Origin of the sequence: Geobacillus sp. BK01 (assembly GCF_052220245.1) — a bacterium.
Lineage (GTDB): Bacteria > Bacillota > Bacilli > Bacillales > Anoxybacillaceae > Geobacillus.
Map to the genome: position 1 here is coordinate 1 of NZ_JBQPTH010000026.1, position 22002 is coordinate 22002.

Annotated in this window: 19 protein-coding genes; 2 read left to right on the forward strand and 17 right to left on the reverse strand. The window is 48.9% G+C overall.

The window, feature by feature from the left end; all coding sequences use genetic code 11:
* The first annotated feature begins 128 nt into the window (after positions 1-128).
* Complete coding sequence (locus ACTVDO_RS15840; protein ID WP_442901841.1) at positions 129-1304, forward strand: ISL3 family transposase; 1176 nt, start codon at positions 129-131, stop codon at positions 1302-1304.
* A gap of 323 nt (positions 1305-1627) precedes the next feature.
* Here the strand turns inward: ACTVDO_RS15840 and ACTVDO_RS15845 are convergent, their stop codons facing one another.
* The 5 genes from ACTVDO_RS15845 to ACTVDO_RS15865 form a co-directional block, all read right to left on the reverse strand.
* A complete protein-coding gene (locus tag ACTVDO_RS15845) occupies positions 1628-2575 on the reverse strand; it encodes an aldo/keto reductase family protein (RefSeq protein WP_442901842.1) in 948 nt (315 codons plus the stop codon).
* Between the two features lie 243 nt (positions 2576-2818).
* On the reverse strand, positions 2819-3883 hold the full coding sequence (locus tag ACTVDO_RS15850) for a MupG family TIM beta-alpha barrel fold protein (RefSeq protein ID WP_442901843.1): 1065 nt from the start codon (positions 3881-3883) through the stop codon (positions 2819-2821).
* 12 nt (positions 3884-3895) lie between these two features.
* Positions 3896-5260 carry a PTS transporter subunit EIIC gene (locus tag ACTVDO_RS15855; protein ID WP_020960100.1) on the reverse strand — a complete coding sequence of 455 codons (1365 nt, stop codon included), beginning with the start codon at positions 5258-5260 and terminating at the stop codon, positions 3896-3898.
* A 20-nt stretch (positions 5261-5280) separates the two neighbouring features.
* On the reverse strand, positions 5281-6168 hold the full coding sequence (gene murQ / locus ACTVDO_RS15860; protein ID WP_020960101.1) for an N-acetylmuramic acid 6-phosphate etherase: 888 nt from the start codon (positions 6166-6168) through the stop codon (positions 5281-5283).
* A 135-nt stretch (positions 6169-6303) separates the two neighbouring features.
* On the reverse strand, positions 6304-7161 hold the full coding sequence (locus ACTVDO_RS15865) for a MurR/RpiR family transcriptional regulator (RefSeq protein WP_020960102.1): 858 nt from the start codon (positions 7159-7161) through the stop codon (positions 6304-6306).
* A gap of 166 nt (positions 7162-7327) precedes the next feature.
* Here ACTVDO_RS15865 and ACTVDO_RS15870 point away from each other — a divergent pair, with 166 nt between their 5' ends.
* A complete protein-coding gene (locus ACTVDO_RS15870) occupies positions 7328-7855 on the forward strand; it encodes a YceI family protein (RefSeq protein ID WP_020960103.1) in 528 nt (175 codons plus the stop codon).
* 158 nt (positions 7856-8013) lie between these two features.
* Here the strand turns inward: ACTVDO_RS15870 and ACTVDO_RS15875 are convergent, their stop codons facing one another.
* The 12 genes from ACTVDO_RS15875 to shc all read right to left on the reverse strand — a co-directional run bounded on the left by ACTVDO_RS15875 (position 8014) and on the right by shc (position 21919).
* Positions 8014-8790, reverse strand: a complete 777-nt coding sequence (locus tag ACTVDO_RS15875; RefSeq protein ID WP_442901844.1) for a 3-hydroxybutyrate dehydrogenase — start codon at positions 8788-8790, stop codon at positions 8014-8016.
* A 33-nt stretch (positions 8791-8823) separates the two neighbouring features.
* Positions 8824-9717 (reverse strand): intracellular short-chain-length polyhydroxyalkanoate depolymerase, encoded by an 894-nt coding sequence (gene phaZ, locus ACTVDO_RS15880; RefSeq protein ID WP_442901845.1) that lies wholly within the window; start codon positions 9715-9717, stop codon positions 8824-8826.
* The gene (locus ACTVDO_RS15885) at positions 9714-10598 is read right to left on the reverse strand and encodes an alpha/beta fold hydrolase (protein ID WP_442901846.1); all 885 of its coding nucleotides are present in this window, start codon (positions 10596-10598) and stop codon (positions 9714-9716) included. The genes phaZ and ACTVDO_RS15885 overlap by 4 nt, the downstream gene beginning before the upstream one ends.
* A 36-nt stretch (positions 10599-10634) precedes the next feature.
* The gene (locus ACTVDO_RS15890) at positions 10635-11642 is read right to left on the reverse strand and encodes a branched-chain amino acid ABC transporter permease (protein WP_442901847.1); all 1008 of its coding nucleotides are present in this window, start codon (positions 11640-11642) and stop codon (positions 10635-10637) included.
* Positions 11643-11644: 2 nt separating this feature from the next.
* Positions 11645-12511 carry a branched-chain amino acid ABC transporter permease gene (locus ACTVDO_RS15895; RefSeq protein WP_442901848.1) on the reverse strand — a complete coding sequence of 289 codons (867 nt, stop codon included), beginning with the start codon at positions 12509-12511 and terminating at the stop codon, positions 11645-11647.
* Between the two features lie 20 nt (positions 12512-12531).
* A complete protein-coding gene (locus ACTVDO_RS15900; protein ID WP_442901849.1) occupies positions 12532-13236 on the reverse strand; it encodes an ABC transporter ATP-binding protein in 705 nt (234 codons plus the stop codon).
* Entirely contained in the window at positions 13237-13986 is a 750-nt protein-coding gene (locus ACTVDO_RS15905; protein ID WP_442901850.1) for an ABC transporter ATP-binding protein, read from the reverse strand. It lies immediately after the preceding gene.
* A gap of 73 nt (positions 13987-14059) precedes the next feature.
* Positions 14060-15304 (reverse strand): substrate-binding domain-containing protein, encoded by a 1245-nt coding sequence (locus tag ACTVDO_RS15910; protein ID WP_442901851.1) that lies wholly within the window; start codon positions 15302-15304, stop codon positions 14060-14062.
* A 263-nt stretch (positions 15305-15567) separates the two neighbouring features.
* Positions 15568-18798, reverse strand: coding sequence for a BTAD domain-containing putative transcriptional regulator (locus ACTVDO_RS15915; RefSeq protein WP_442901852.1), 3231 nt, complete (start codon positions 18796-18798; stop codon positions 15568-15570).
* Positions 18799-19111: 313 nt separating this feature from the next.
* Positions 19112-19420 carry a 4a-hydroxytetrahydrobiopterin dehydratase gene (locus ACTVDO_RS15920; protein WP_442901853.1) on the reverse strand — a complete coding sequence of 103 codons (309 nt, stop codon included), beginning with the start codon at positions 19418-19420 and terminating at the stop codon, positions 19112-19114.
* A 294-nt stretch (positions 19421-19714) separates the two neighbouring features.
* Positions 19715-19999 carry a hypothetical protein gene (locus ACTVDO_RS15925; protein ID WP_442901854.1) on the reverse strand — a complete coding sequence of 95 codons (285 nt, stop codon included), beginning with the start codon at positions 19997-19999 and terminating at the stop codon, positions 19715-19717.
* 63 nt (positions 20000-20062) lie between these two features.
* The gene (gene shc, locus ACTVDO_RS15930; protein ID WP_442901858.1) at positions 20063-21919 is read right to left on the reverse strand and encodes a squalene--hopene cyclase; all 1857 of its coding nucleotides are present in this window, start codon (positions 21917-21919) and stop codon (positions 20063-20065) included.
* Positions 21920-22002: the final 83 nt, after the last annotated feature.

A 22002-nucleotide genomic window follows, 5' to 3' on the forward strand; every position in this document is an offset into this window, starting at 1 on the left:
GGCTCTTCACCACAAGTTGTACTTGAGATTTTAAGATAGGTATGCATAGGGAAAATAGAGGATACAAAAAATGCGAATGTTCCTGTATGGTAAAGGTGACCAAACCAAACCATTGGAGGAAAATTCGCATGTACGCTCAGTTTATCAAAGAACTCATCGATTTACCAGATGTTTTGATTCAAAAGGTGCGAAAAGAAGAAGAACGTTGGATTTTCGAACTTTCTCTACCCGAACAATGCCCATTATGTCCTGTCTGCTTGAAGCGTACAATCAAAATGACAGGCAAAAAGAAGCAATGGATGCATGGGTATGCTCAACGGATCGGCATCTTTTGGGTGGAACTCCCTGTGGAGCGTAGACGTTGTGGTACATGTGGCATGACATTCAGCACGTCTTATCCCGGAATTTCCCCTCGAAGTGTGGCGACGGATGCGTTTCAGCAATGGGTCGCGCACTCTTGCATCGGAACATCCATTCAGGCAGTGGCTCGTATGCTCAAGCTTCCTTACACGACCGTGGAACGCTGGTTTTACACCCATGCCCCTTCCTTCCTATCAAATGACATCCAACCAAAGGCGGTTTGTGTCGATGAGTTTGCGTTTCGAAAAGGGCATGACTACGGAGTGGCGATCATGGATGCCGAAACGGGAGAAGTGTATGCGATTGAAGCAGGAAAGAACGAGGAAGCCATTGGACGTGCGTTGGCTCATGTGTCTGGTTCTGTTCAGTATGTCGTGAGCGATTTGGCTCCAGCGATGAAAAAAGCCATTCAAGGGGTGTGTCCGGAAGCGAAGCATGTGGTCGATTATTTTCATGTGATTCAATTGTTTACGGAAGCGTTGGATCGATGCCGCAAATCCTTCGGAAAAGGGAACAAGAAACATGGGCATGTCCGGTATGTTTGCCGCTTATTGACCCAGCGCCCCGAGAAGCTCACCGAGGAGGAACGCCAAACGGTGCGGGAGTGGCAGAAAGAGAGCGATTCCTTGCAGGCTGTCTATCAATCCCTTCAACATTTTCGTTATGTATCCAAAAGCCAAAACGAGCGACAAGCGAAACGTCGTTTGAACGCCTGGGTTCATCGGTATTTGTTTTGTCCTTGTTCTGCTGTTCGCGCCATCGCAAAATCACTCGTCAAACGAACAGACGAAATCATATCGTGCATGTTATCCCCTTATTCAAATGGGAAAATGGAGGGAACAAATAACAAGATCAAGCTGATGAAACGTCGGGGATACGGATACAGAAATATCCAGCGTTTTGCATTGCGGGTTCGGCTAGAAACAGCTAACATACTTTCATGACAGGTGCAAGTACAACTTTTGGTGATGAACCAGTAGAACTCGGTTTTGAAAACAATAAAAAAATTAAAAAACATCCGATCGATTTTGTTTTATATTATAAAACATAGTTTATCAATGTAGTTCATCAGGCCTGATATTTTTATTTTAATCAAAATTTTCCGAACAGTCAATATAAAAAATGAAATTTGCCCTTATTTCTGTACAATGGCGCTGTTTATTTCAACAAAGGCAAATAAAAGTCCTCCTGAACACAATCAATAGCCATAAAAAATGCCATCCCCCCGAAGCAAACCTCATCTTCGGGAGAACGGCTCGTTGGCCTGCTACGCCAAAATCCCCTCAATTTTCTCGAGCACATCATCGCTGAGCGCGACGTCGACCGCTTTGACGTTCTCTTCGACTTGTTCCGGGCGGCTGGCGCCGATTAAGGCGCTGGCCACGTTCGGTTGGCGCAATACCCAGGCAAGCGCGAGCTGCGATAACGTGATGCCAAGCTCGGCAGCAACTTTTTCCAGTTGTTCCACTTTCGTTAACACTTCGTCGTTCAGCAACCTTTGGATAAACGAGTTCGCCTTCGGATCAGCAGCGCGGCTTCCGGCCGGCAACGCTTGACCTCGTTTGTATTTGCCGGTCAGCACCCCTTGGGCGAGCGGCGAAAAGACGATTTGACTGATGCCGTTTTGTTCGCACACCGGGATGACTTCCTTTTCAATATAACGGTGAAACATGTTGTATTGCGGCTGATTGACGACGATCCGATCGAGCAAGTAGCGGTCGGCCACGCCGAGCGCCTCTTGAATTTGCTGGGCCGTCCATTCACTGACGCCGACATAGAGCACTTTTCCTTGGCGGACGAGATCGTCGATCGTGCGCAACGTTTCCTCAACCGGCGTCTCTTTGTCATAGCGGTGGCAATAGTAGATGTCAACATAATCAAGCTGCAGCCGTTTTAAGCTCGCATGGAGCTGTTCAAACACATGTTTGCGTGATAAGCCGCGGTCGTTCGGGCCGTCCCCCATCGGCCAAAACACTTTCGTCGCCAAGACGTACGACTCGCGCGGATATCGGCGCAGCGCCTCGCCGACGATTTTTTCCGCCTCCCCGCGCGCATAGACGTTTGCCGTATCAAATGAGTTGATGCCGAGTTCATACGCCTTGTCAATGACGCGGATCGCCGTTTCCTTTTCCACCGAATTGCCGTATGTAAGCCAGCTTCCTAAACTAATTTCGCTCACTTTCAGCCCCGTGCGGCCAAGTTTTCGGTATTTCACAGGCGTTCCCCCTTTTTCCTAATAAGCAAATGCCAAAATATCCATTATTTATTATACCTGCCGTCTATTCATTTTGGAAATCATTTGTCTTCCTTTTTCAATCGATGTGAGCATGACAGTTTTTAAGAACATTTCTGGGAAAGCCGGGGCAACACGAGTTTTTCGCTCAACTTGGCGGCGAGAAAGGAATGTTGCTCTGACACAGCTTCTCTAGTTCGGAAAAGTGAAATCTGTCCATTCTTTTTAGCCACGAACAAGACAAAACGGACGGCCGCCGTGAATGTACCGAAGCAACGGTATATCTTCCTCGACCACCTTGCCGATGACGTTGACGTTGTCATCGGCTGGAAGATCTGTTAAAGCGATCTGCAGTTCACCAGCATAACGGCCGTAGCGCTCGTTGTCGATCGTCACGCTTCCTGTCGGGCGCGGCGCCGGTTCGGTGGGGTGCAACGCCTCCTTAGGCCATATGATGGAGCGGCGCGATTCGGTGGAACGGATCACATCACGGGCGGCATCGCGCCGGTTTGTGTGCACCGTTTCGACAAGAGACAGCCAGCGGGCTGATACGATCGGCCGGTAGCGAATGGGAATGATTCCTTGCCGCACCCACGCCATTCGCTCGAGCACATCGTCCGACACCGATAAGTCTCCGACGAACACTTTTCCCACCTTATACGTTTCGCGCAGCTCGATATAGGCAGAAACTGGATCCGCTTCCCGATGATCCTCTAACGTCGGCAGCCCTTTGTTAAGCGGACCGCGCTTTTGGGCGTTGCCAGCGACAAAGGTGCCGATTGATGCTATGCCGCATTGACGCAACATTCGGTTTTGTTTCATAAGCGTGTCGCCCGAAAGCCCAGTTTCCGGGCGCGGGTAAAAGTTATGCCATGCGTCCACACCCGCCCAGTCGATTTGTCGCGATGCCAACTCCTGAATTTCGCGTTCTGTGATCGTACTGGCGTTCAATACGACTTTCATCTGTTTCGAAAGCTGCACCGTTTCATCCCACGAGAAGCCATCGTCAAGCCGCAGCCCGATTATCCCCCACTCGTTGAGCGCTTTGGTGACGCCAACGCCGGCCGGCAAGTGCGAAAGCACGGCGGGGGTGGCGTCAGCCACCACCCCCACCCCATAGCGACGGGCGAGCCGGCCGATCCATTTCAGCTTCTCTTGCTCGCCTAGTTCTTTTCCGTTCAAAAGGTGCAGCGAAGTAAACAGTTCCCTCGCTCCAAAACTCGCTGCTTTCCGAAACGCTTCTTCGATTTGTTCAAACGGTTGAAAAAGATAAAAAGAAAAGGAAAGCATCGCCATCCCCCGCTATATATTTTCTGCCATTTCCTCTTTAAATCCGAACCAATACGTAAAGAGGAAACCAAACGCATAGGAAATGACTAATCCGATCAAATACGTCACATACTTCGCATCGGCAATAAGCGGAATGAGGGACAGCCCGGATACACCGATGCCGAGCGCCGCCGTTTTCATGACCGCCTGAAACGCGCCGCCGACCGCCGCCCCGAGGCACGCGGTGACAAACGGCCTCCCTAGCGGCAACGTCACCCCATAAAGCAACGGCTCTCCGATTCCTAAAAACCCGACCGGCAATGCCCCTTTAATAATGTTTCGAAGCCGCTTGTTTTTCGTTTTCACATAGACAGCGATCGCCGCCCCGACCTGGCCGGCTCCGGCCATCGCTAATACCGGTAATAGGGGCGTTGAGCCAAGTTTTTGAATCAGTTCCATATGAATCGGCGTCAAGCCATGGTGCAAGCCGACCATGACAAGCGGCAAAAACGTTCCGGCCAACACTGCGCCGGCCAACACTCCACCTATATCGAGTACAGCTTTTAATCCGTCCGTAATCGCCAGCGACAGCCAACCGGCGATCGGCTGCACGGCAATCAGCGTAAATAAGCAGACGATGAGCACCGTGATGAGCGGCGTCACAATAATATCGACCGCATTCGGGACAAAGCGGCGCACCCATTTTTCAACAACAGCCATCAGCCAAGCGGCCAACAAAACGGCAAACAGCCCTCCCCTCCCTGGTGTAAGCGCTTCCCCGAATAGCTTAACATCCGCGAGCGCCGGGTTGAAGACGAGGATGCCGGCAATGGCCCCTAATACCGGCGTGCCGCCGAACTCCTTCGCTGTATTGTAACCGACTAACACGCCGAGCGAGGCAAAAATGCCGCCGCCAATCAAAAGCAACAGCTGCAGCCACGTCGTCTGTGGATCAACACCGGCGTTTTTGGCGAAGTTGGCAATCCCGTTAATGATCCCTGAGGCGACCAAACCAGGGATGAGCGGGATGAAGATGCTGCCGATTTTGCGCAACAACCGCTTTAGCGGCGTTTGCTGGCGCGCTTTGACCTTCGCTTTTGTCCGCTCCGCAATGTCCTCGAGCCCATCCTCGATCACTTCCCCAAGCTCCAGACCGGTCAGCTCGCATAACGCGGCCGCCACTTTGTTGACAATGCCGGGGCCGACGACGATTTGCAGCGTCTCGTCTTCAATGACCCCCATGACTCCCTCAACCCGTTTCAGGGCGGCAATATCCGCTTGATCCGGATCGCGCAGCGACACGCGCACCCGCGTCATGCAGTGGGCAATGCGAACAATGTTCTCTTTGCCCCCTAAATGCGAAAGCATCGTTGCCGCCATTTGTTGTTCCCGGTTCATCGTTCCTCTCCCCCTATCCGTTATTTAAGCGCGTTGCGCACAAAACCACCGGCTTTTTGCAGCCGCGATTTTGCCTCTTTATAGCTGCATTGACGCAAAATCATGACGATCGCTGTTTTCACCTCCCCATTTGCCTGTTCGTAATAGCGGGACGCTTCGTCGGCGCTCACTCCCGTCGCTTCCATCAAAATCCGCTTCGCCCGCTCTTTTAGCTTTTCGTTTGTCGCCTGCACATCGACCATCCAGTTTCCATACACCTTGCCAATTCCGACCATTGAGGCGGTCGAAATCATATTGAGCACCATTTTTTGCGCCGTTCCGGCTTTAAGGCGCGTTGAACCGGCCAACACTTCCGGCCCGGTTTCGATTTCCACCGCCGCATCCGCATACTGGCTGATGGCCGCTCCTTGATTGCAGGCGATGCTTCCTGTTGTTGCCCCTATTTTTTTCGCGTAACGAAGCGCACTCACCACATACGGCGTTCGGCCGCTCGCCGCAATGCCGACGACCACATCGTTTGCCGTCAACCCCACTGCCTCGAGATCGCGAACCGCCGCCTCTTCATCATCTTCCGCTCCTTCCGCCGCATTGGCCATTGCTTCCCACCCCCCGGCGATCACCGCCTGAACCATCTTGGGATCAACGCCAAATGTCGGCGGACATTCCACCGCATCAAGCAAACCGAGCCGGCCGCTCGTTCCCGCTCCAACATAAACGAGTTTTCCCCCTCTCTGAAACGCAGCAACGACGATATGTACGAGCTTCTCAATGGAATCCAGTTGTTTCGCCACCGCTGCCGCCACCGTCTGATCTTCTTCATTCATCGCCTGCAAAATTTCTTTCGTCGTCATTTCATCCAAATGTTTCGTTTTTTCATTGCCTTGTTCTGTAGTCAGACGTTCGAGCAATGTGGTCACCTCTTTAAGGAAATTAGAAATTATATTTCATACTTATATTATAAATTTATGAAACAAAATATCAAACTATTCTTGTTGATTTTGACACATCCTCACCAAAAAAAGCGAGCCTGCCTTAAGCCCGCTTTATCTTCGCAAACGCACCACTTCTTCTCTTGTCTGGTAGAAGCGTTCGATTACTCGTCCCCCTACACGGTGGAACGTGATTAAATAGAGCGCATCAATCACATTAAGCTGCACCATTCTCGATGCCATGCTGCCGATGCGGTGGTCTTGTTCAACATCCGGCAGCGCCAGCTTAATATCCGCCTCCTTATATAGCGGTGATGTCGGGTCAAGCTTCGTCAGGGCGATGACGGTCGCCTCCTGTTTTTTCGCAAACCGGGCGATCTCCAATACGTCTTTCGTCCGTCCTGACGTTGATATGGCTACGAATACATCCCCTTTTTTCAAATGGGCGACCAATGGAAGCATCGTGTGAAAATCGGGTGACGTTGCCGCCATGTAGCCAAGTTTCGTAAACTTATAACTGGCGTCCACCGCTGCGGCCGCGGAGCCGCCAACTCCGTAAAACACTACTCTTTCCGCTTTCATCATCACCTCAGCAGCTTTTTCCAACTCGCGCTTATCGAGCGTTGTCGTTGTCGCCTCAATGGCCGCCTTATTCATATAAGTAACTTTCATAAACAGCTCATACGGCGCATTTGGTTTGTCTAGAATGGAAAAATCATTAATGTTTATATCCGCCATCGTCAACTCGCGAACGAGCGCCATCTTCAATCCCGGAAAACTGCCGATGCCGACTGTCTTGCAAAAGCGGACGACGCTCGCTTCGCTCGTCGAGGCGGCCCGCGCCAACTCTTTCGTCGTCATCGCTGGAACAAGCTCGGCATGGCGAAGAATATAGGCGGCCACTTTTTGTTCTGCCGGTGAAAACTGCCCGAGTTGCTGTTCGATTTTCGTTAAAATCCCTATTTCACTCATCTTTTATCTCTTCCTTTCCGTCCGCCGTTGCTATCTTCATCTTATCATGGATATGCCTTCATGCTCCACGTTAGCAAAAAAACTTGAACAAAAAATGTTTGAATTCGAGATATACATCTGCTATGATAAGGATGTGATCATTACGTGAATAAGAGGAGGAACACGGATGACAACATTCCAGCTTGACAAAGCGCACAGCTCTGTCGCCTTCCAAGTCAAACATATGATGATTTCAAAAGCGAAAGGGGAATTTACAGACTTTGATGTCGACGTGCAGGGCGACATTAACGAGCTTGAGTCGCTGAAAGTGAACGCGACGATCAATGTGGCTTCGATTGATACGAAAAATGCGGACCGCGACGCCCATCTTCGCTCGGCCGACTTTTTCGATGTTGAAAACCATCCGACGATCACCTTTGTGAGCGATTCCGTGCGCAAGCTGTCCGACACGGAATATGAGGTGACAGGGCAGCTGACGATTCGCGGTGTGACGAGAACGGAAACGTTCAAAGTCGAATACAACGGCCAAGTGAAAAACCCGCTCACCGGCGGCATTTCCGTCGGCTTTGACGTCGAAGGGAAAATCAACCGCGAAGATTACGGCCTCGTCTGGAACGTTGCGCTCGAAACCGGCGGATTCCTCGTCGGGAAAGAAGTCAAAATCTTGGCCAGCTTTGAGTTTGCCTTGAGCTGAGCGTCCAAAACGAAACGCCCCCGGCGCTGAAAATGCCGGGGGCATTTTATTATTGCGAAAGAAAACGATCGCGTTGGATTCAGCATGGCATGCGACAAAACGTTTGATCGTCCATCCGGAAAAAAGCTCCCGCTTTGAGCAACGCGAAGAGGGGGAGTTCACTGCGCCGTATATCCGCCGTCGATCACCACCGCCTGGCCGGTGACGCCTTTTGCCTGTTCTCCCGCCAAAAAGAGAACGTAATGGGCCACCTCTTCAACCGATAGCAGCCGCCGCTGCGGCACAAGCGGGTAAATCACTTCCTCGAGCACTTTTTCAAGCGGCACGTTTCTTGTCGCCGCCAAATCCGCGAGCTGGCCGCGGACAAGTTCGGTATCGACATAGCCCGGGCAAAGGGCGTTCACCGTAATGCCATATGGCGCCCCTTCTAACGCCGCCACTTTCGTTAAGCCGATCACCCCGTGCTTCGCGCTGTTGTACGCCGCTTTGCCGGCAAACCCAACAAGCCCGTTGATCGACGCCATGTTGATGATGCGGCCGTAACGCTGTTGTTTCATAACGGGAAACGCATGCTTGATGGCCAAAAACGGGCCGACAAGCATGACGCGGATGAGCTGCTCAAACTTTTCCGTCGGGAAATCCTCAATGTTTGCCACATGTTGCAAACCGGCGTTGTTCACGACAACATCAAGGCGCCCCCAACGCTTGACGGCCTCGTTGATCGCTTGCTTCACCTCTTGTTCAACCGTCACATCACATTTCACGCCGACCGCTTCATAGCCCAACTCCCGAAGCGACCGAGCAGCTTGCTCGACTTCTTCCTGGCGCAAATCAACGAGCATCACGTTTGCGCCATGTTCCGCCAGCGTTTTTGCCACTTCATAGCCAATTCCCCGCGCTGCGCCGGTGATGAGTGCTGTGCGTTTCGTTATCATTCTTCTTCCCCTTTCCGCTATGTGTAAACCCTGCTACACAAGGAAACTGTGCAGTTCTTTCAATAGGGCTCCCACGTGGTCGGTAAACGGCGAATGACCCGCTTCCGGCAGTATAACAAGTTTTGCCTTCCCACCGAAGTCATCAACAATCTCCTTTGCCATCCCTTTGGTCACCACCCGATCATGCTCTCCCCAAATGACGAGCGTGGGAGCTGCGATACGGTCCACCTCGCCTGTTCCCTTAGTGATACCATTATTAAAATGGCTAATGTTGAAATGATTGAGCGCATGGTATACATCAAGCAAATTCCTTTGCCTCAACACCTCATCCAAGTAGGCTTCATATCTTTCGGGGGAGGGTTGATTGGATGTATACATTGTCGCATTGAACAGCTGTCTCAAAAAATGCTTATCCTTTCTCCGATACGCATCGGTAATGGGAATGCTGCGCAGCGGGTCAAGGGCGATCTCTTCCTTTGTTCTCAAACGTTCCGCCAAAATCGGTTGCCCCTGTTCATCCACTTTGTAAAACGGATACCCTCTTGTCGAAACAGAAGCTAATAAAACGAGTTTTTCCACTTGCTCTGGATAATCAGCTGCAAACTGCATGCAAACGCCGCCGCCCATTGACCAACCGACAAGGGAAAACGTTTTAAGGCCAAGCATGTCAACAAAGTACTTTAAATCATCAGAAAAATCCTTCAAGGACTCAATCGGATGATTATATGATGAAGTCCCCTGTCCACGTAAGTCTATAGCGTATAACTTGTATGTTTCGTCCATCTGCTCGAACATGATATCCCAATGTCTAGATGAGACCATATTGCCATGAACAAAAAGGATGCGCTTCTCTCCCCCCTCTCTTTCCCGATAGCCAATTGTTTCCCCGTTAGGCAACATAATGGATTTCAATTTGACATTTTTCATATCGATTCCTTCCTTTGCGGATAACTTTGAAAACACATTTTTTTCGTGTCGTCTAAAAATTTCTTCACCTCATCCACCAATTGTCCATATTTTGATAAAATAATTGAATAATGATTAGCCTTATGAATTTCCACAAAGCTGCTGTAAGGCAAAGACGAGGTTAACTGTTCCCATCTTTCCTTCGTCACCATAAACGTCTTGCCATCTTTAAAAGAGTCTGGCGCCCATAACAATAGAGTAGGAATCTTGATATGCCGATAAAATTCATCAATTGGCGTCACTTTGAGAGCCTTCAATTCTTCCATGACCGCTTGTTTACATACTTTTGAACGTACAGAACCGTCAAATCGATGTTCCACGTCTGCATAAAAATACTGTTCTACATATTCATTCCACTCATCGAAAAAAGGATTTTTCTTCATTTCATTGAGATACGTCGCAAAATCAGGAAATACCATATCCAACCGCTCGATAGCCGGACGGATTTTCTCGAATACCCGCTCATCAACATTGACCCCGCCATCAATAAGAATTAAACGGGATAAACGTTCCGGGTACGCAGCCGCAAAACTGGCGCCGATTAGGGCGCCAAGGGAATGGCCCATATAGATCACTTTCTCTAAACCAAAGTAGTCGATGACTTGCAAAATATCTTCCGTGTGCTGGCGGATATGATATCCGGACGCGGGCTTTTCGCTGTCACCGCGTCCTCTCAGATCAATTGCCAACACACGATAACTATCTACCAATCGCTCCGCTACGGAGTCCCAATAGCGGCTATTGGCTGTCAAACCATGGACACAAATAATCGTTTCCCCTGTTCCGCCAAAGTCAACCAAATGAAGATCAATGCCATTGGCGTTTATTTTTTTGTCTTTCATAACGTTTCAGCTCCCCTTCATTATCTTAAACGGTGGCTAAAATGTTTTTTCATATTGCCTTTGAGCTGCCGAGCGTAGAAATGATTTCCTCTTTCTCCTTTGTTCCCGCCACTCCTTTACCGTGCCGACAATGCCTTTTGGAAAAAACATGACGACGAGAATATACACAACGCCAAAGAAAATAAGCCATCGTTCGAAAATCCAATGTACTTTCGCCAACCCCATTAAGCCATGCTTGGCCGCTTCAATAAGCCCTGAACCAATGATGGCCCCAACCAACGTACCAACACCGCCAATAATGGTCATGAGCAGTGCATCAAGCGTAATCTCGGTGGAAAAGACAGATGTATTGACAAACCGTAAACTGATTGCATATAAAATGCCGCTCAAACCGGCAAAAATCCCGGCCACCACGTTGGCTGCCACCTTGTAATAGAGCGTACGGTAGCCTAGCGATTCGGCCCGCGCTTCATTCTCCCGAATGGCTACAAGCACTTTCCCAAGCAGAGAATCTGTGAAACGTCTCAGACATACATAGGAAGCCACCATAAACAACAGGCAAATGAAATAGAACGACAATCGGTCGCGAAACAAATCTGGAACCATAAACGTAAATCCATCGTTTCCCATCGTTACAGAGCGCCATTTTTCGGCTACGACCATCAACAAACTAGCTACGGCAAGAGTCAGCATAGCAAAGTAATGGCTTTTCAATCGCAACGTTAGCATGCCAATCACCAAGCTGAGCACCATGGATAATATCACCGTCACAACAATTGCCAATAATACCCCTCCCACCGTCGGTTCACCCATTTGCTTCATGAAGATAGCCAGTGTATAGGCGCCAATTCCAAAAAACATGGCATGGCCGAATGATACAATTCCTGTATATCCGAGCAACAAATCATAGCTCATGGCAAACACGGCAAAGATAAAAATTTGGCTCAACAAAATAAGCAATGTACGGGAATCGTAGAGAAAAGGCCATATAACGAAGGTGAGCAAACTAAACACTAGCGGAGCGGAACGTTTGAACCGTTTCATCTTTATATCCCCTCCCGATTCCCAACGAGCCCTGAAGGTTTGAATAGTAGAATGAACAACATCATCAACATATTGACACCAACAGAAATTTCTGGGATATAGTAAGCTGCAAATGAACCGGCAAGCCCAACAAGCACTGACGCCAGTACGGATCCCCATACACTGCCCATTCCGCCGATAATAACAACAATAAAAGCCAGAATACCGTATTCTAGTCCGATTCCCGCGTGAATGACTCCGGAATACGGGCCGAGAAGAATTCCTGAAAGCCCAGCCATCGATGCACCGAGAATAAACACGAATAAAAACACTTTTCGGATGTTAATCCCCAATGCCTGAACCATCTCCTTATTCATGACGCCCGCACGAACGATCAGCCCGATTTTGGTCTTATTTAATAAAAGTGATAATCCGGCTAACACGAGTAACCCAGTCAAAATAATAAATAACCGGTATTTGATCAGCACGAAATTCCCCGTCCCCCAGCTTCCCGCCAAATATTGCGGCGGCTGTGCCACGATTTGATTCGGCCCCCAAAACACCTTTACCATTTCCCCTAACACAAGCATGGCGCCTAAAGTAATTAAAATTTGTTGAATATGATTTCCGTAAACAGGAAGAATAATAAACCGTTCTAGCAAATAGCCGAGCATAGCTCCGATGGCGATCGCAGCTAAGATCCCGAGCAAAAAGCTGTCCGTTAACGTATAAATCCAAATTCCGGCGTACGCTCCCCAAAGAAATAGCGCTCCATGGGCAAAGTTGAGCACATCCATTAGGCCAAAAATAAGACTAAGACCGGCTGCCAGCAAAAAAAGCAGCATGCCCGTCGCCAGGCCGTTGATCATCAAACTAAATATAACTTCCATACAATCTCTCCCCCTTTCCGTTACGTAATCCCTAAATACTGTTGACGTGTTTCTTTGTCTTCTTTTAACTGTTCCATCTGACCGCTATATACGGTACGCCCGCTGTCGATGATGTAAAAGTCGTCGCCGACCGAGCTGGCCATCATAAAGTTTTGCTCAACGAGGACAATGGTTCGTTCCTTTTTCATTTGTCTAATCGACTCGCTCACTTTCTCTACCATAATCGGTGCCAATCCTTTGCTTGGTTCATCGATGAGAATAAGCCGGCTGTCATTCACATACGCCCTGGCCAAAGAAAGCATCTGCTTTTGCCCACCGCTGAGGTGACCGCCTTTTTTATGCCAAAATGTCTTTAAATCTGGAAACAGCTCTAATACATAATCGAGTCGTTCCCGATTGCCTTCATCATTTTTTCGCATCGCTATTTTTAAGTTTTCTCCGACCGTTAGCCCGCCAAAAATCCCTTGATCTTCAGGAACGTAACCGATTCCTTGGCGGGCGATATCATGGGTATCTAGTGGATCAATGCGCTTATTTTCAAAATAAATGGCGCCTTGGTTGATTTTATGAAATCCCATAATTGAACGTAACGTCGTTGTTTTGCCTGCACCGTTTCTTCCAAGCAAAACCGTCACTGTCCCCTCCTTAACCTCAAATGACACGCCTTGGAGAATGTGATACTGCTGAATAAACGTATGAATTCCCTCTACTTTCAAAAGAGCCATTTACATTCCCCCTAAATAGGCCGATTGAACTTGTTCATTCTTCATAATTTCCCCCGGCTTCCCATCCGCAAGCAACCGCCCGTTAAACAGCACCATAATCGTATCTGACAAGTCAAGGACCATATCGATTTTATGCTCGATCAACAGAATCGTCCGGTTTCCTTGCTCCTTGATTTTTTTAATGACCTGTAAAATTTTAGGTACTTCTTCAATCGACATACCTGCCGTTGGTTCGTCTAACAGAAGGAGCTCTGTCTCGAGTGCAAGCAGCATCGCAATCTCCAACTTCCGTTTTTCCCCGTGTGCAAGATGAACGGCCGGTTCATCCGCCTTATCGCCCAGAAGAACAAGCTCCAACCACTCGTACGCTTTTCTTTCAATGTTTGTAAAACGCTTCGCATGGGAAAAACAATGAAAATACATCTTCTCTTTTGACTGAACGGCAAGGCGGACATTTTCTAAACAAGTTAACTGCGGAAAAACATTCGTGATTTGAAACGACCGTCCAATCCCCTTTCTCGTCCGCAAGGCCGGGGACAATCCTGTAATATCTTCCCCTTTGAAAAACACGCGCCCGTTCGTCGGCTTTAGCTGCCCGCTTAATAGGTTAAAAAAGGTTGTTTTGCCAGCTCCATTCGGACCAATAATAGATTTTAACTGGCGCGGTTGAACATGAATGCTCACATCATCCACCGCCACATGATCTCCAAAGCGAACGGTCAGTTGTTTCGTTTCTAAAATCGGTTCCACCCGCTTTTCCCCTTTCCTATCCCGGGAAGGGAAGGATTCCAATATAGGTCCCTTCCCGCTCCCGGAACATTTATTACCGGTTATTCATAATCGGCGGTTCCGTTTCTTCAGGAGTCAGTTCTCTAATCAATACGGGCACTGGATAATCGAACCCTTCCCTTCGTTCCAGTTTAACGGCATATAACGTCTGCAACGCTTGATGGTCTTCTTTTCGGAATGTCATCTTGCCTTTTGGGGTGTCAAACGACATGCCTTCCATCACCTTCACGAGCGCATCTCCGCTGGCATCCCCACTTGTTTTTTTCAGCGCTTCGACAATTGCCATTGCCGCGGACATTCCTCCCGGAGTGAATAAGTCCGGAACTTGGCCTTGAAACCGTTTTTTGTGCTCTTCGACAAGCCAGTCATTCACTTTGTTTTTCGGAAGCGTGTAATGGTACACTGTAAATCCTTCCATCCCAACAATATCGTCCATCGTCTTTAGCGCAGCAATATCTGGAGCACCGGTCGAAACTTTAATGCCTTTTTCTTGCACCTTCATGTCGGCTAGCTGTTTCCACGGAGAGTTGGCGCCGGCCCAAATCACAAACAAATAGTCTGGTTTCTTTTCAATGATGCGCTGAATGTTTGACGTAAAGTCCACTCCTTGCGGATCGGCATACTCCTCCAAGATAATATGAGCGCCTAATTTTTCGGCGGCTCTTTTAAATGCCGCGACACCGTCGCGTCCAAACGCACTATCTTGGGCGAGTGTAGCGATTTTGACTCCTTCTTTGGCAATCGCTTGCGCTCCGGCAATCGCATCTTGTGAAGAATTTCTGGCGGTGCGGAAAATATACTTGTTCCAGTTTGCGCCGGTGATGCTGTCGGCTACCGCCGGTTCAACGATCATCACTTTTTTATACTCTTCAGCAAGCGGCAGCACGGCTAACGTATCCCCTGACGAGCTGGAACCGACAAGGATGTCCACGCCGTCGTCTTCGAGCAGTTTCGTCGCCTTTTGCACGGCCGTATCCGGCTTCGTTTCCGTATCTTCATAAATGACTTCAATCTTTTTGCCGGCCACTTCCCGCGTGCCATTCGTCGCGTAATCGAGCCCCAGCTCGAACCCGTTAACCGTCTGCTTTCCATACGCCTCCAACGCGCCTGTTAAAGACGCAAGCACCCCGATTTTGATCGTTCCTTTGCCCGCAGAACCTCCTTTTTCTCCATCGTCCTGATCGCCTCCAGTTGTTCTGGCACTGCACGCCGATACGAACAGAAGTGCAGCAACAGCCAGCAACCCCATCCAGTTGAACAGCTTTTTCTTTCTCTTCAACTCGCCTTCCCCCTTTGGTTTCAATATCGTTTGGACATATTATCGAATCAATTAGTTGCAATTCAGTTACAAATATTCATAAATATCTGAAATAAAAAAGCGCCCTTAAAGGGCGGAACCTATCCAAACATTTATCTTCGTCTGGCACTTATATGGAATTTGTCGGTTGGAGGCAAGAGAGGAATGTCCGTTTTCACCAAGATGGAGACAAACTACTTCCCTGTTCGGATGAAAGACTGCGTACGATTAAGAAGCGACATTGATTAATTCATGGCAATCATTTCAAACATCTGTTTTGTCGTTTCTAGCGGCTCAACACCAAGTTCTTTTTTCAATTGTTCACAGCATTTTCTATATAGCTTGATCGCGTAAGCGCGATTATTTTTTCGGTAGTAACAGTACATCAACAAGCGATAGGCCTCCTCCCAACATCGATCTTTCATTAAGATTTGATCACACCAATAAATCGCCTCGTCAAACTGTTCTTTCGATACATAGATTTGCGCTAACCGCTCGGCTCCTCTTAAAAATAAAAGAAGCAGTCTTTCCCTCTCTTCGATGCACCAGTCAGCGTAAAAGCGATCAGGCAAATAGTCGCCTCGGTACAGCCGAAGTCCTTGCACCAACATGTCAGCAGCCGCATCCTTATCTTTCTCGTCCAACCCTTTCTCGACGAACGTCTGAAACCGAACGGCATCTATTTCAATCATTACGCTGCTACTCAACCCGTATAGCGAACCCCGCCTTTCGATAAAAAATGATCGCGAACGGGCCTTTCGTTCGGGTTCAATGACTTTGTTTAACGCATTTAATGCGACTTTAAAATCCCTTTCTGCTGCCGCTTCATCACTATCCTTCCAAAGCAAGGACAATATCTTGCTGCGCGGCAGCAACCGGCCGCGAAAGGTAATAAATAATTGGAATAATTCTCTTGCTTTTTCCCGTTTCCATTCCCGCTCGCTTACTTCCGTTTGTCCCAAAAACAGTTTAAATTCTCCTAAGGTGCGCACTTTCAGCGTATAACCAGGGTGGAAAGAAATATCCTTCATTCCTAATCGTTCAAGCAATCGGCTGGCAATTTGTCTTTTGGTCCCTTGTTTTTTTGCTTTTATTAGCATAGGCACAATGTTTTGCAAATCATTTGGACCAAACAATGTTTTTTTCTCCACGAAAAACCAGTAGTCCTGGTCGACAATAAGCTGCAAACATTGGTCAAAGAATGTGTGAAAGACTTGCTCGTTTTTTTGCTCCAATTCGAGTAATGAAATCCAGAAATAAGAAATCATTAACCCATATTGACAGCGACACTGGCGAAACATCGATGAACATTGATGGAACGTTTGCCGCGCCCTTTGGATATCACCGCCATAATACGATGCAATCCCTAAGGAGAGAAGGATAAAAGATGACAGCCAAACATCCTTCACCTTTTTCGTCTCAGAAAGCGCTCTCATTCCGCATTCCAGCGCCAGATCATAATATTCGTTTCTTCCATACAGCAAACACAACCCCATCCACGGCTCTGCTTTTCCCCGCGAAATGTTCATGTCATCCATCATTCGGATCGCTGTTTCATAACATTGAACGGCCTGCTGCTGCTCATCTATGTCGTTTATTTGCATAGCAATCGCATGTCCCTTCCGCATCCATCCGCATGCCTCAACAAAGGGAGAGCCCCACTTTGCTCCTTGAAGAATTCCTAACTCTGCGAATCTTTTTGCTATCCCGACTTCTCCCGTATACGCGCAGATGAGAGAAAGTAAAATTTCACTTGTTCGATGGGCTCTAGATAAATAGGGCTGCTCGCCCTGTTGTTCTCGGTAATTTCTCAACACTTCTTTTGCCTGCCTCAGCTTTCCTGTTCTCAGATAGAGCCGCGCCTCTAATTCAACCATTTTTAACCGATGCTTTTCCCCTTGTTCCATAGATTGTGCTTGCCAATACCACTTCTCCGCATCCATCGTATTCCCCATATTCAATAAATTTTCGGCCTTAAGCAAATAAAGGGATATTTTTCTTTCACTAAAATAGGGACGAGAATAATCAAGCAACGAGATAGCCTTTCCTAGTAACGGATCCGCTTTGCTTGGCTGCACCGTATCGAGATATACTCTCGCCTGTCCTTCAGCTCCTAAACTCATGCCAATTTTGTCATCTGCCGCCTCGGCAAGCCTTTCCATTTGCCGATAGCAGTCGAGAGCCTTCCCGTACTGAGAACGGTACCGGTAAATTTCTCCTTCATAAAACCAAAGCATGTGATGGGCATTTTTCATACATGCCGGAATTTGATGAAGAACTTTTTGAAGTGTTTCCAACTTTCCTTTTTCCAGTAATAAACCTCCGTGCCGCTGAAGAAGACTGGCCGCCTGTTCATACTCCTTTATCTCTAACAGATGATGGATGGCCTTTTCATAGTTTGACAAGTGAATGTAATAATGAGCCGCCCTGCGGTGAATATCATGAAAAACATCTGTCTTTTTCATCATTTGTGACTGCAAAAACTCGCGAAATAAGGCGCGATAGCGATATTGCCCCCCGCCAGTTGGGATGATAAACAGATTTTGTTTGACCAAATAGTCCAAAATACGATTCACATCCTGCTCAGAAAACCATAACTGGCAAATGGATGGTGAAAATTCTTCAAAGATGCTTGTCCGTAGCAAAAAATCGCGCACTTCTTCTGACTGTTTAAAAAATACATCTGAAGCAAGAAAACGAAACAAATCGTCTGTAGAAGCTGATTGAATACGAGAAAACGGATAAGAGGGATCCAACTTCATTTGATACCAAACCATTTGGATGGCCATAATCCACCCTTCAGTCATCGTATAAATTTTCCTAACCGTTTCTTGGTCTAAAGGGATATGATAGTGGTCAGAAAATAAAACGTCTATCTCCTCCTCGGAGAAGGCTAAATCGCTTTCCGTAATTTCCAACACTTCCCCTTTTACTTTCATTGACTCCAAAATCCCCCAAGATGGACGCACCCTACTCGAAATGATCAGATGAACATTTGCTGGCTTATACATGACAAACCGTTGCATCCATTGACCGATCCACTCTGAGTCATCAAGTAGATGAAAATCATCAAGGACAAGGATCCATTCCTTGCGGAGACCTTTTATTTCGTTAATAAATCTGGAGCAAATAAACTCGGCTTTTTCTTGATCATACGCCTCTTGTTCAAGAATAGGCAACAGTTCCGCCCCAAAATCGGGAAATAGTGTACGGACACAATAAACCATATGGATAAGAAAAGGAAAAAAATTATCGTCCTGCTCCGAAACCGTATACCAACAAAACGGGATAGACAAATCGTTGAGCAGTAAAGCCAGCGATGTGCTTTTGCCATAACCTGGTCCCGAACGAATGATAGTGAGGGGATAGTTTTGTACTTGGATTAACTTTTTCATTAACGCCGGGCGCATGATCACCGGTTCCTTAACATAAGGTGGAACAAACTTTGTCTCTATGACTGAGGACGAATAGTTCATCCAATCACCCCTCTGGCGAACAGACGTCATTCAGATGGTTTCTACATATAAATTCATTCGACCATGATTTGAAAAATCCTACTCTTTCACTAAAACCAGTGCCTTAAACAGCACGAGAAAGAATGAAGAGAAGATGACAAAGAGAGCCCGAAGAAAATGCTGTCGGACTCCCTTCTCTTAATTTTTATCCACTTATCATTGAAACAGAGCAAAACAAAAATGACTGTTCACTGCCGCAACTCCCAAATCTCCCCGTAACGGTCGCAATAATGGCGATCCCCTAGATGACCCCACTATATAATGAAACGAATGATTACGAATCCCCTTCCCCCCGCCTCACCTGTTCATACACGTCATCGTACTGCTTCGCCAAGTCAAAATCGAGCTTCGTTAGCCCTTTCGCCCGCCATGAAGACAGCTTCACCGTGATCAACTTATAGTCGATTGAAATGAACGGGTGGTGATTCGCATTTTCTGAAATCACCGCAATTTGCCGGACGAACTCAATTCCTTGCAAGTAATCTTGAAAGCGGTATTTTTTTACAATCCAACGCTCGTCGGTCAGCTTCCATCCATTCGCTTCTCCGAGAAGCAGTTGCACTTCCGTTTCCGTTAACCGCACCTTAATCCCTCCCTCTTCGTATTTGGGAACCCGTTCAATTTCAAGCCCGTTCCCCCATCCGCTTGCTTTGCCTCTATTATACCATCGAATGGCTGCAACTGTCATAGAACAGAAACGCCTCCCACGCAAATAGGACGCCATCTGTCCAGGATGACGCCCCCTTCCTGCTCAAAACCATCCCCTCTCAAACCGATCCATCGCCGATGAAACACGGTAGGAAGGCAACGAGGGCAATCTCGTTTCAACCGGTCCGTTCCTTTTTTGGATAGACCCGTCCACCGAGTTTTGCGGGGATCACGTTTCTGTCGAATGGTGCGGCCATTGAGAACGAATAGCGTCCAAATCAGCGAGACATTGCCGGACCTCGTCGACCGAGAGCCAGACCGGCATTTGGCCGTGAAGAATAACGACTTGCCCTTCCCCATCCGTTTCGTGACGCCGCAAGTAGTCGGCCAGCTGCTCTAAGTCGCCCTGTTCGAGCACGGACTCCACCGGGAATGTTTTGAAACGCCGAATCGTAAAGGTGCGGCCTTGTTCATCATACGCACCGGCAATGAGATATCCACTGACAGCTGCCATGCCGATGGCCTCCTTCCGCTTTTCATTTAGTATATCCCAAAGAGGCGAGCAGGAGATCGTTGGCTAATCGGCAAACGGGCCGAATTTTTGCTCGTAATGAGAAAGCGCCAGCAACGGAAAAATGTAGCGGTAGCTATGGTAATGGATGTAAAAGGCACCCGCCATTCCTTGCCCGGCCGGGTACGAAGCTGTCCAGTTCGGATGACGGAGAAGGCGGATGAGCGCGCGGACGCCGGCTTTGATTTCCGGGGTTGGCTGTCGGGCAGCGGCGATGAGGGCATCCAATGCCCAGGCCGTATGAACCGGCGTGCTGGCGCCGAGCGACACATACGTCTTGGCCCCGTCGCTTTTGCACGATTCGCCCCATCCGCCGTCGTTATTTTGGATGCGCAACAACCAATGAACCGCTTTTTGCATCGCCGGATGGTCCGGCGGAACGCCGACGGCTGAAAGCCCCGTCACCGCCGCCCATGTGCCGTACACATAGCAAATCCCCCAGCGCCCATACCACGAGCCGTCAGCTTCCTGATGGTCAAACAGCCATTTGACAGCGCGGGCGAGCGCAGGGTGGTCTTTCGTTAACCCGGCGAACGTTCCGGCATATTCCAGCGTCCGCCCGGTCAAATCGGCGGTGGACGGATCCATCAACAAAAATTCCGCCCCCTCGATCGGCAAATAACGCCAAAAGCGGTGGCTGACGTTTTTTTCAAACGCCGCAAATCCCCCGTCATCATTTTGCATTGAAAACAGCCACCGATTCGCCCGGTCCCATGCATGGCGAAACGCCGTCTCTTTGGCCGCCGCTCGGCGGATGGCGCGCAGTGCGGCAGTTGTATCGTCAACGTCCGGGTTCATCGTATTCACATCGGAAAATCCCCAGCCGCCCGGCAGGCTGTGCGGATTGTGCACCGACCAGTCGCCATAGCGAATGTGCTGGCGCGACAACAAATAGCGGTTCGCTTTTTCAATCGTCCGGTCCGTCAAGGGCACGCCCGCTTCTTGCAGCGCATAGCTCGCCAACGCTGTGTTCCAAACGGAAGCGGTGGTATATTGCATATGCGTATGCCCATCGATTTCGGTTCGCAGTGAGCGCAAACCGCGAACAGCCCGGACGATGTGCGGGTCGTCTTTTGGATAGCCGAGCGCCAGCAACGCAAAAATCAGCAAAAACGTCGAACTGAAATAGCTGTACAGCATTCCGTCCGGCTCGATATGCTCCAACATATAGCGGACGGCGCGCTGTTCGGCAGCATGACGCAGCCAAGCGGGAAGCCCAGTGAGCGACCGCTTCACGTACGACCATAGCGCCTCGGTTTCCGGAAGCCGCCAATCATTGCGGGAAGCCGCTAAATCAGAAAGATCCGGGCTGTTGCCCGTCTTCCGGCTGTAGCGGCGCTCCGCGGCGACGAGAAGTGGAACCATGTTCGCCCTTCCGTATACGGAAAGGTCATACATATTGAGCGGAAACGACGAAGGGAGAAGGAAAAAGGCAAGCGGGAGCGGAAACCGTCTTGGCCACGGATATTGTCCGGTCAATGCGAGCATCACTTTCGTAAACAAGTGGACGCGTTCTAAGCCGCCCATTTCCAAAATGCACGCTTTCGCCTTTTGCATATGCGGGTCGGTTTTTTTCCGGCAGCCGGAGTAAAGCAGGGCGTAATACGCCTCGGTTGTCGCCGTCACGTTCCCGTCTCCTTCATCGGCAAACAGCTTCCACGCCCCGTTTGCGTCCTGCCGGCTTTCGATTCGTTCGACGAGCGCCTGGATCAACGGTTCATCATGTATTCCGAGCGTCCGCAATAAAATGATCATATAGGCATCGGTGGAAATGCCGGTTTCAAACGGAAACCGCCACGATCCATCAGCGGCTTGCGACTGCTTGAGCGCATCGATGAGCACACGCCGTTCATCGGCCACTATTCATCGCCTTCCTTTTTCAAAAATCCGCTTTTTTCCATATTTATTCGATTCGCAAGCCCACGATGCGCCAAAAAGGGGGATTC

Excerpts from the sequence above, each read along its gene's own strand:
- ACTVDO_RS15840 (WP_442901841.1), top strand. The coding sequence starts at position 129 with ATGTACGCTCAGTTTATCAAAGAACTCATCGATTTACCAGATGTTTTG.
- ACTVDO_RS15850 (WP_442901843.1), bottom strand. The coding sequence starts at position 3,883 with ATGCTTTCCTTTTCTTTTTATCTTTTTCAACCGTTTGAACAAATCGAA.
- ACTVDO_RS15855 (WP_020960100.1), bottom strand. The coding sequence starts at position 5,260 with ATGAACCGGGAACAACAAATGGCGGCAACGATGCTTTCGCATTTAGGG.
- ACTVDO_RS15865 (WP_020960102.1), bottom strand. The coding sequence starts at position 7,161 with ATGAGTGAAATAGGGATTTTAACGAAAATCGAACAGCAACTCGGGCAG.
- ACTVDO_RS15870 (WP_020960103.1), top strand. The coding sequence starts at position 7,328 with ATGACAACATTCCAGCTTGACAAAGCGCACAGCTCTGTCGCCTTCCAA.
- ACTVDO_RS15875 (WP_442901844.1), bottom strand. The coding sequence starts at position 8,790 with ATGATAACGAAACGCACAGCACTCATCACCGGCGCAGCGCGGGGAATT.
- phaZ (WP_442901845.1), bottom strand. The coding sequence starts at position 9,717 with ATGAAAAATGTCAAATTGAAATCCATTATGTTGCCTAACGGGGAAACA.
- ACTVDO_RS15885 (WP_442901846.1), bottom strand. The coding sequence starts at position 10,598 with ATGAAAGACAAAAAAATAAACGCCAATGGCATTGATCTTCATTTGGTT.
- ACTVDO_RS15890 (WP_442901847.1), bottom strand. The coding sequence starts at position 11,642 with ATGAAACGGTTCAAACGTTCCGCTCCGCTAGTGTTTAGTTTGCTCACC.
- ACTVDO_RS15895 (WP_442901848.1), bottom strand. The coding sequence starts at position 12,511 with ATGGAAGTTATATTTAGTTTGATGATCAACGGCCTGGCGACGGGCATG.
- ACTVDO_RS15900 (WP_442901849.1), bottom strand. The coding sequence starts at position 13,236 with ATGGCTCTTTTGAAAGTAGAGGGAATTCATACGTTTATTCAGCAGTAT.
- ACTVDO_RS15915 (WP_442901852.1), bottom strand. The coding sequence starts at position 18,798 with ATGAACTATTCGTCCTCAGTCATAGAGACAAAGTTTGTTCCACCTTAT.
- ACTVDO_RS15925 (WP_442901854.1), bottom strand. The coding sequence starts at position 19,999 with ATGGCAGCTGTCAGTGGATATCTCATTGCCGGTGCGTATGATGAACAA.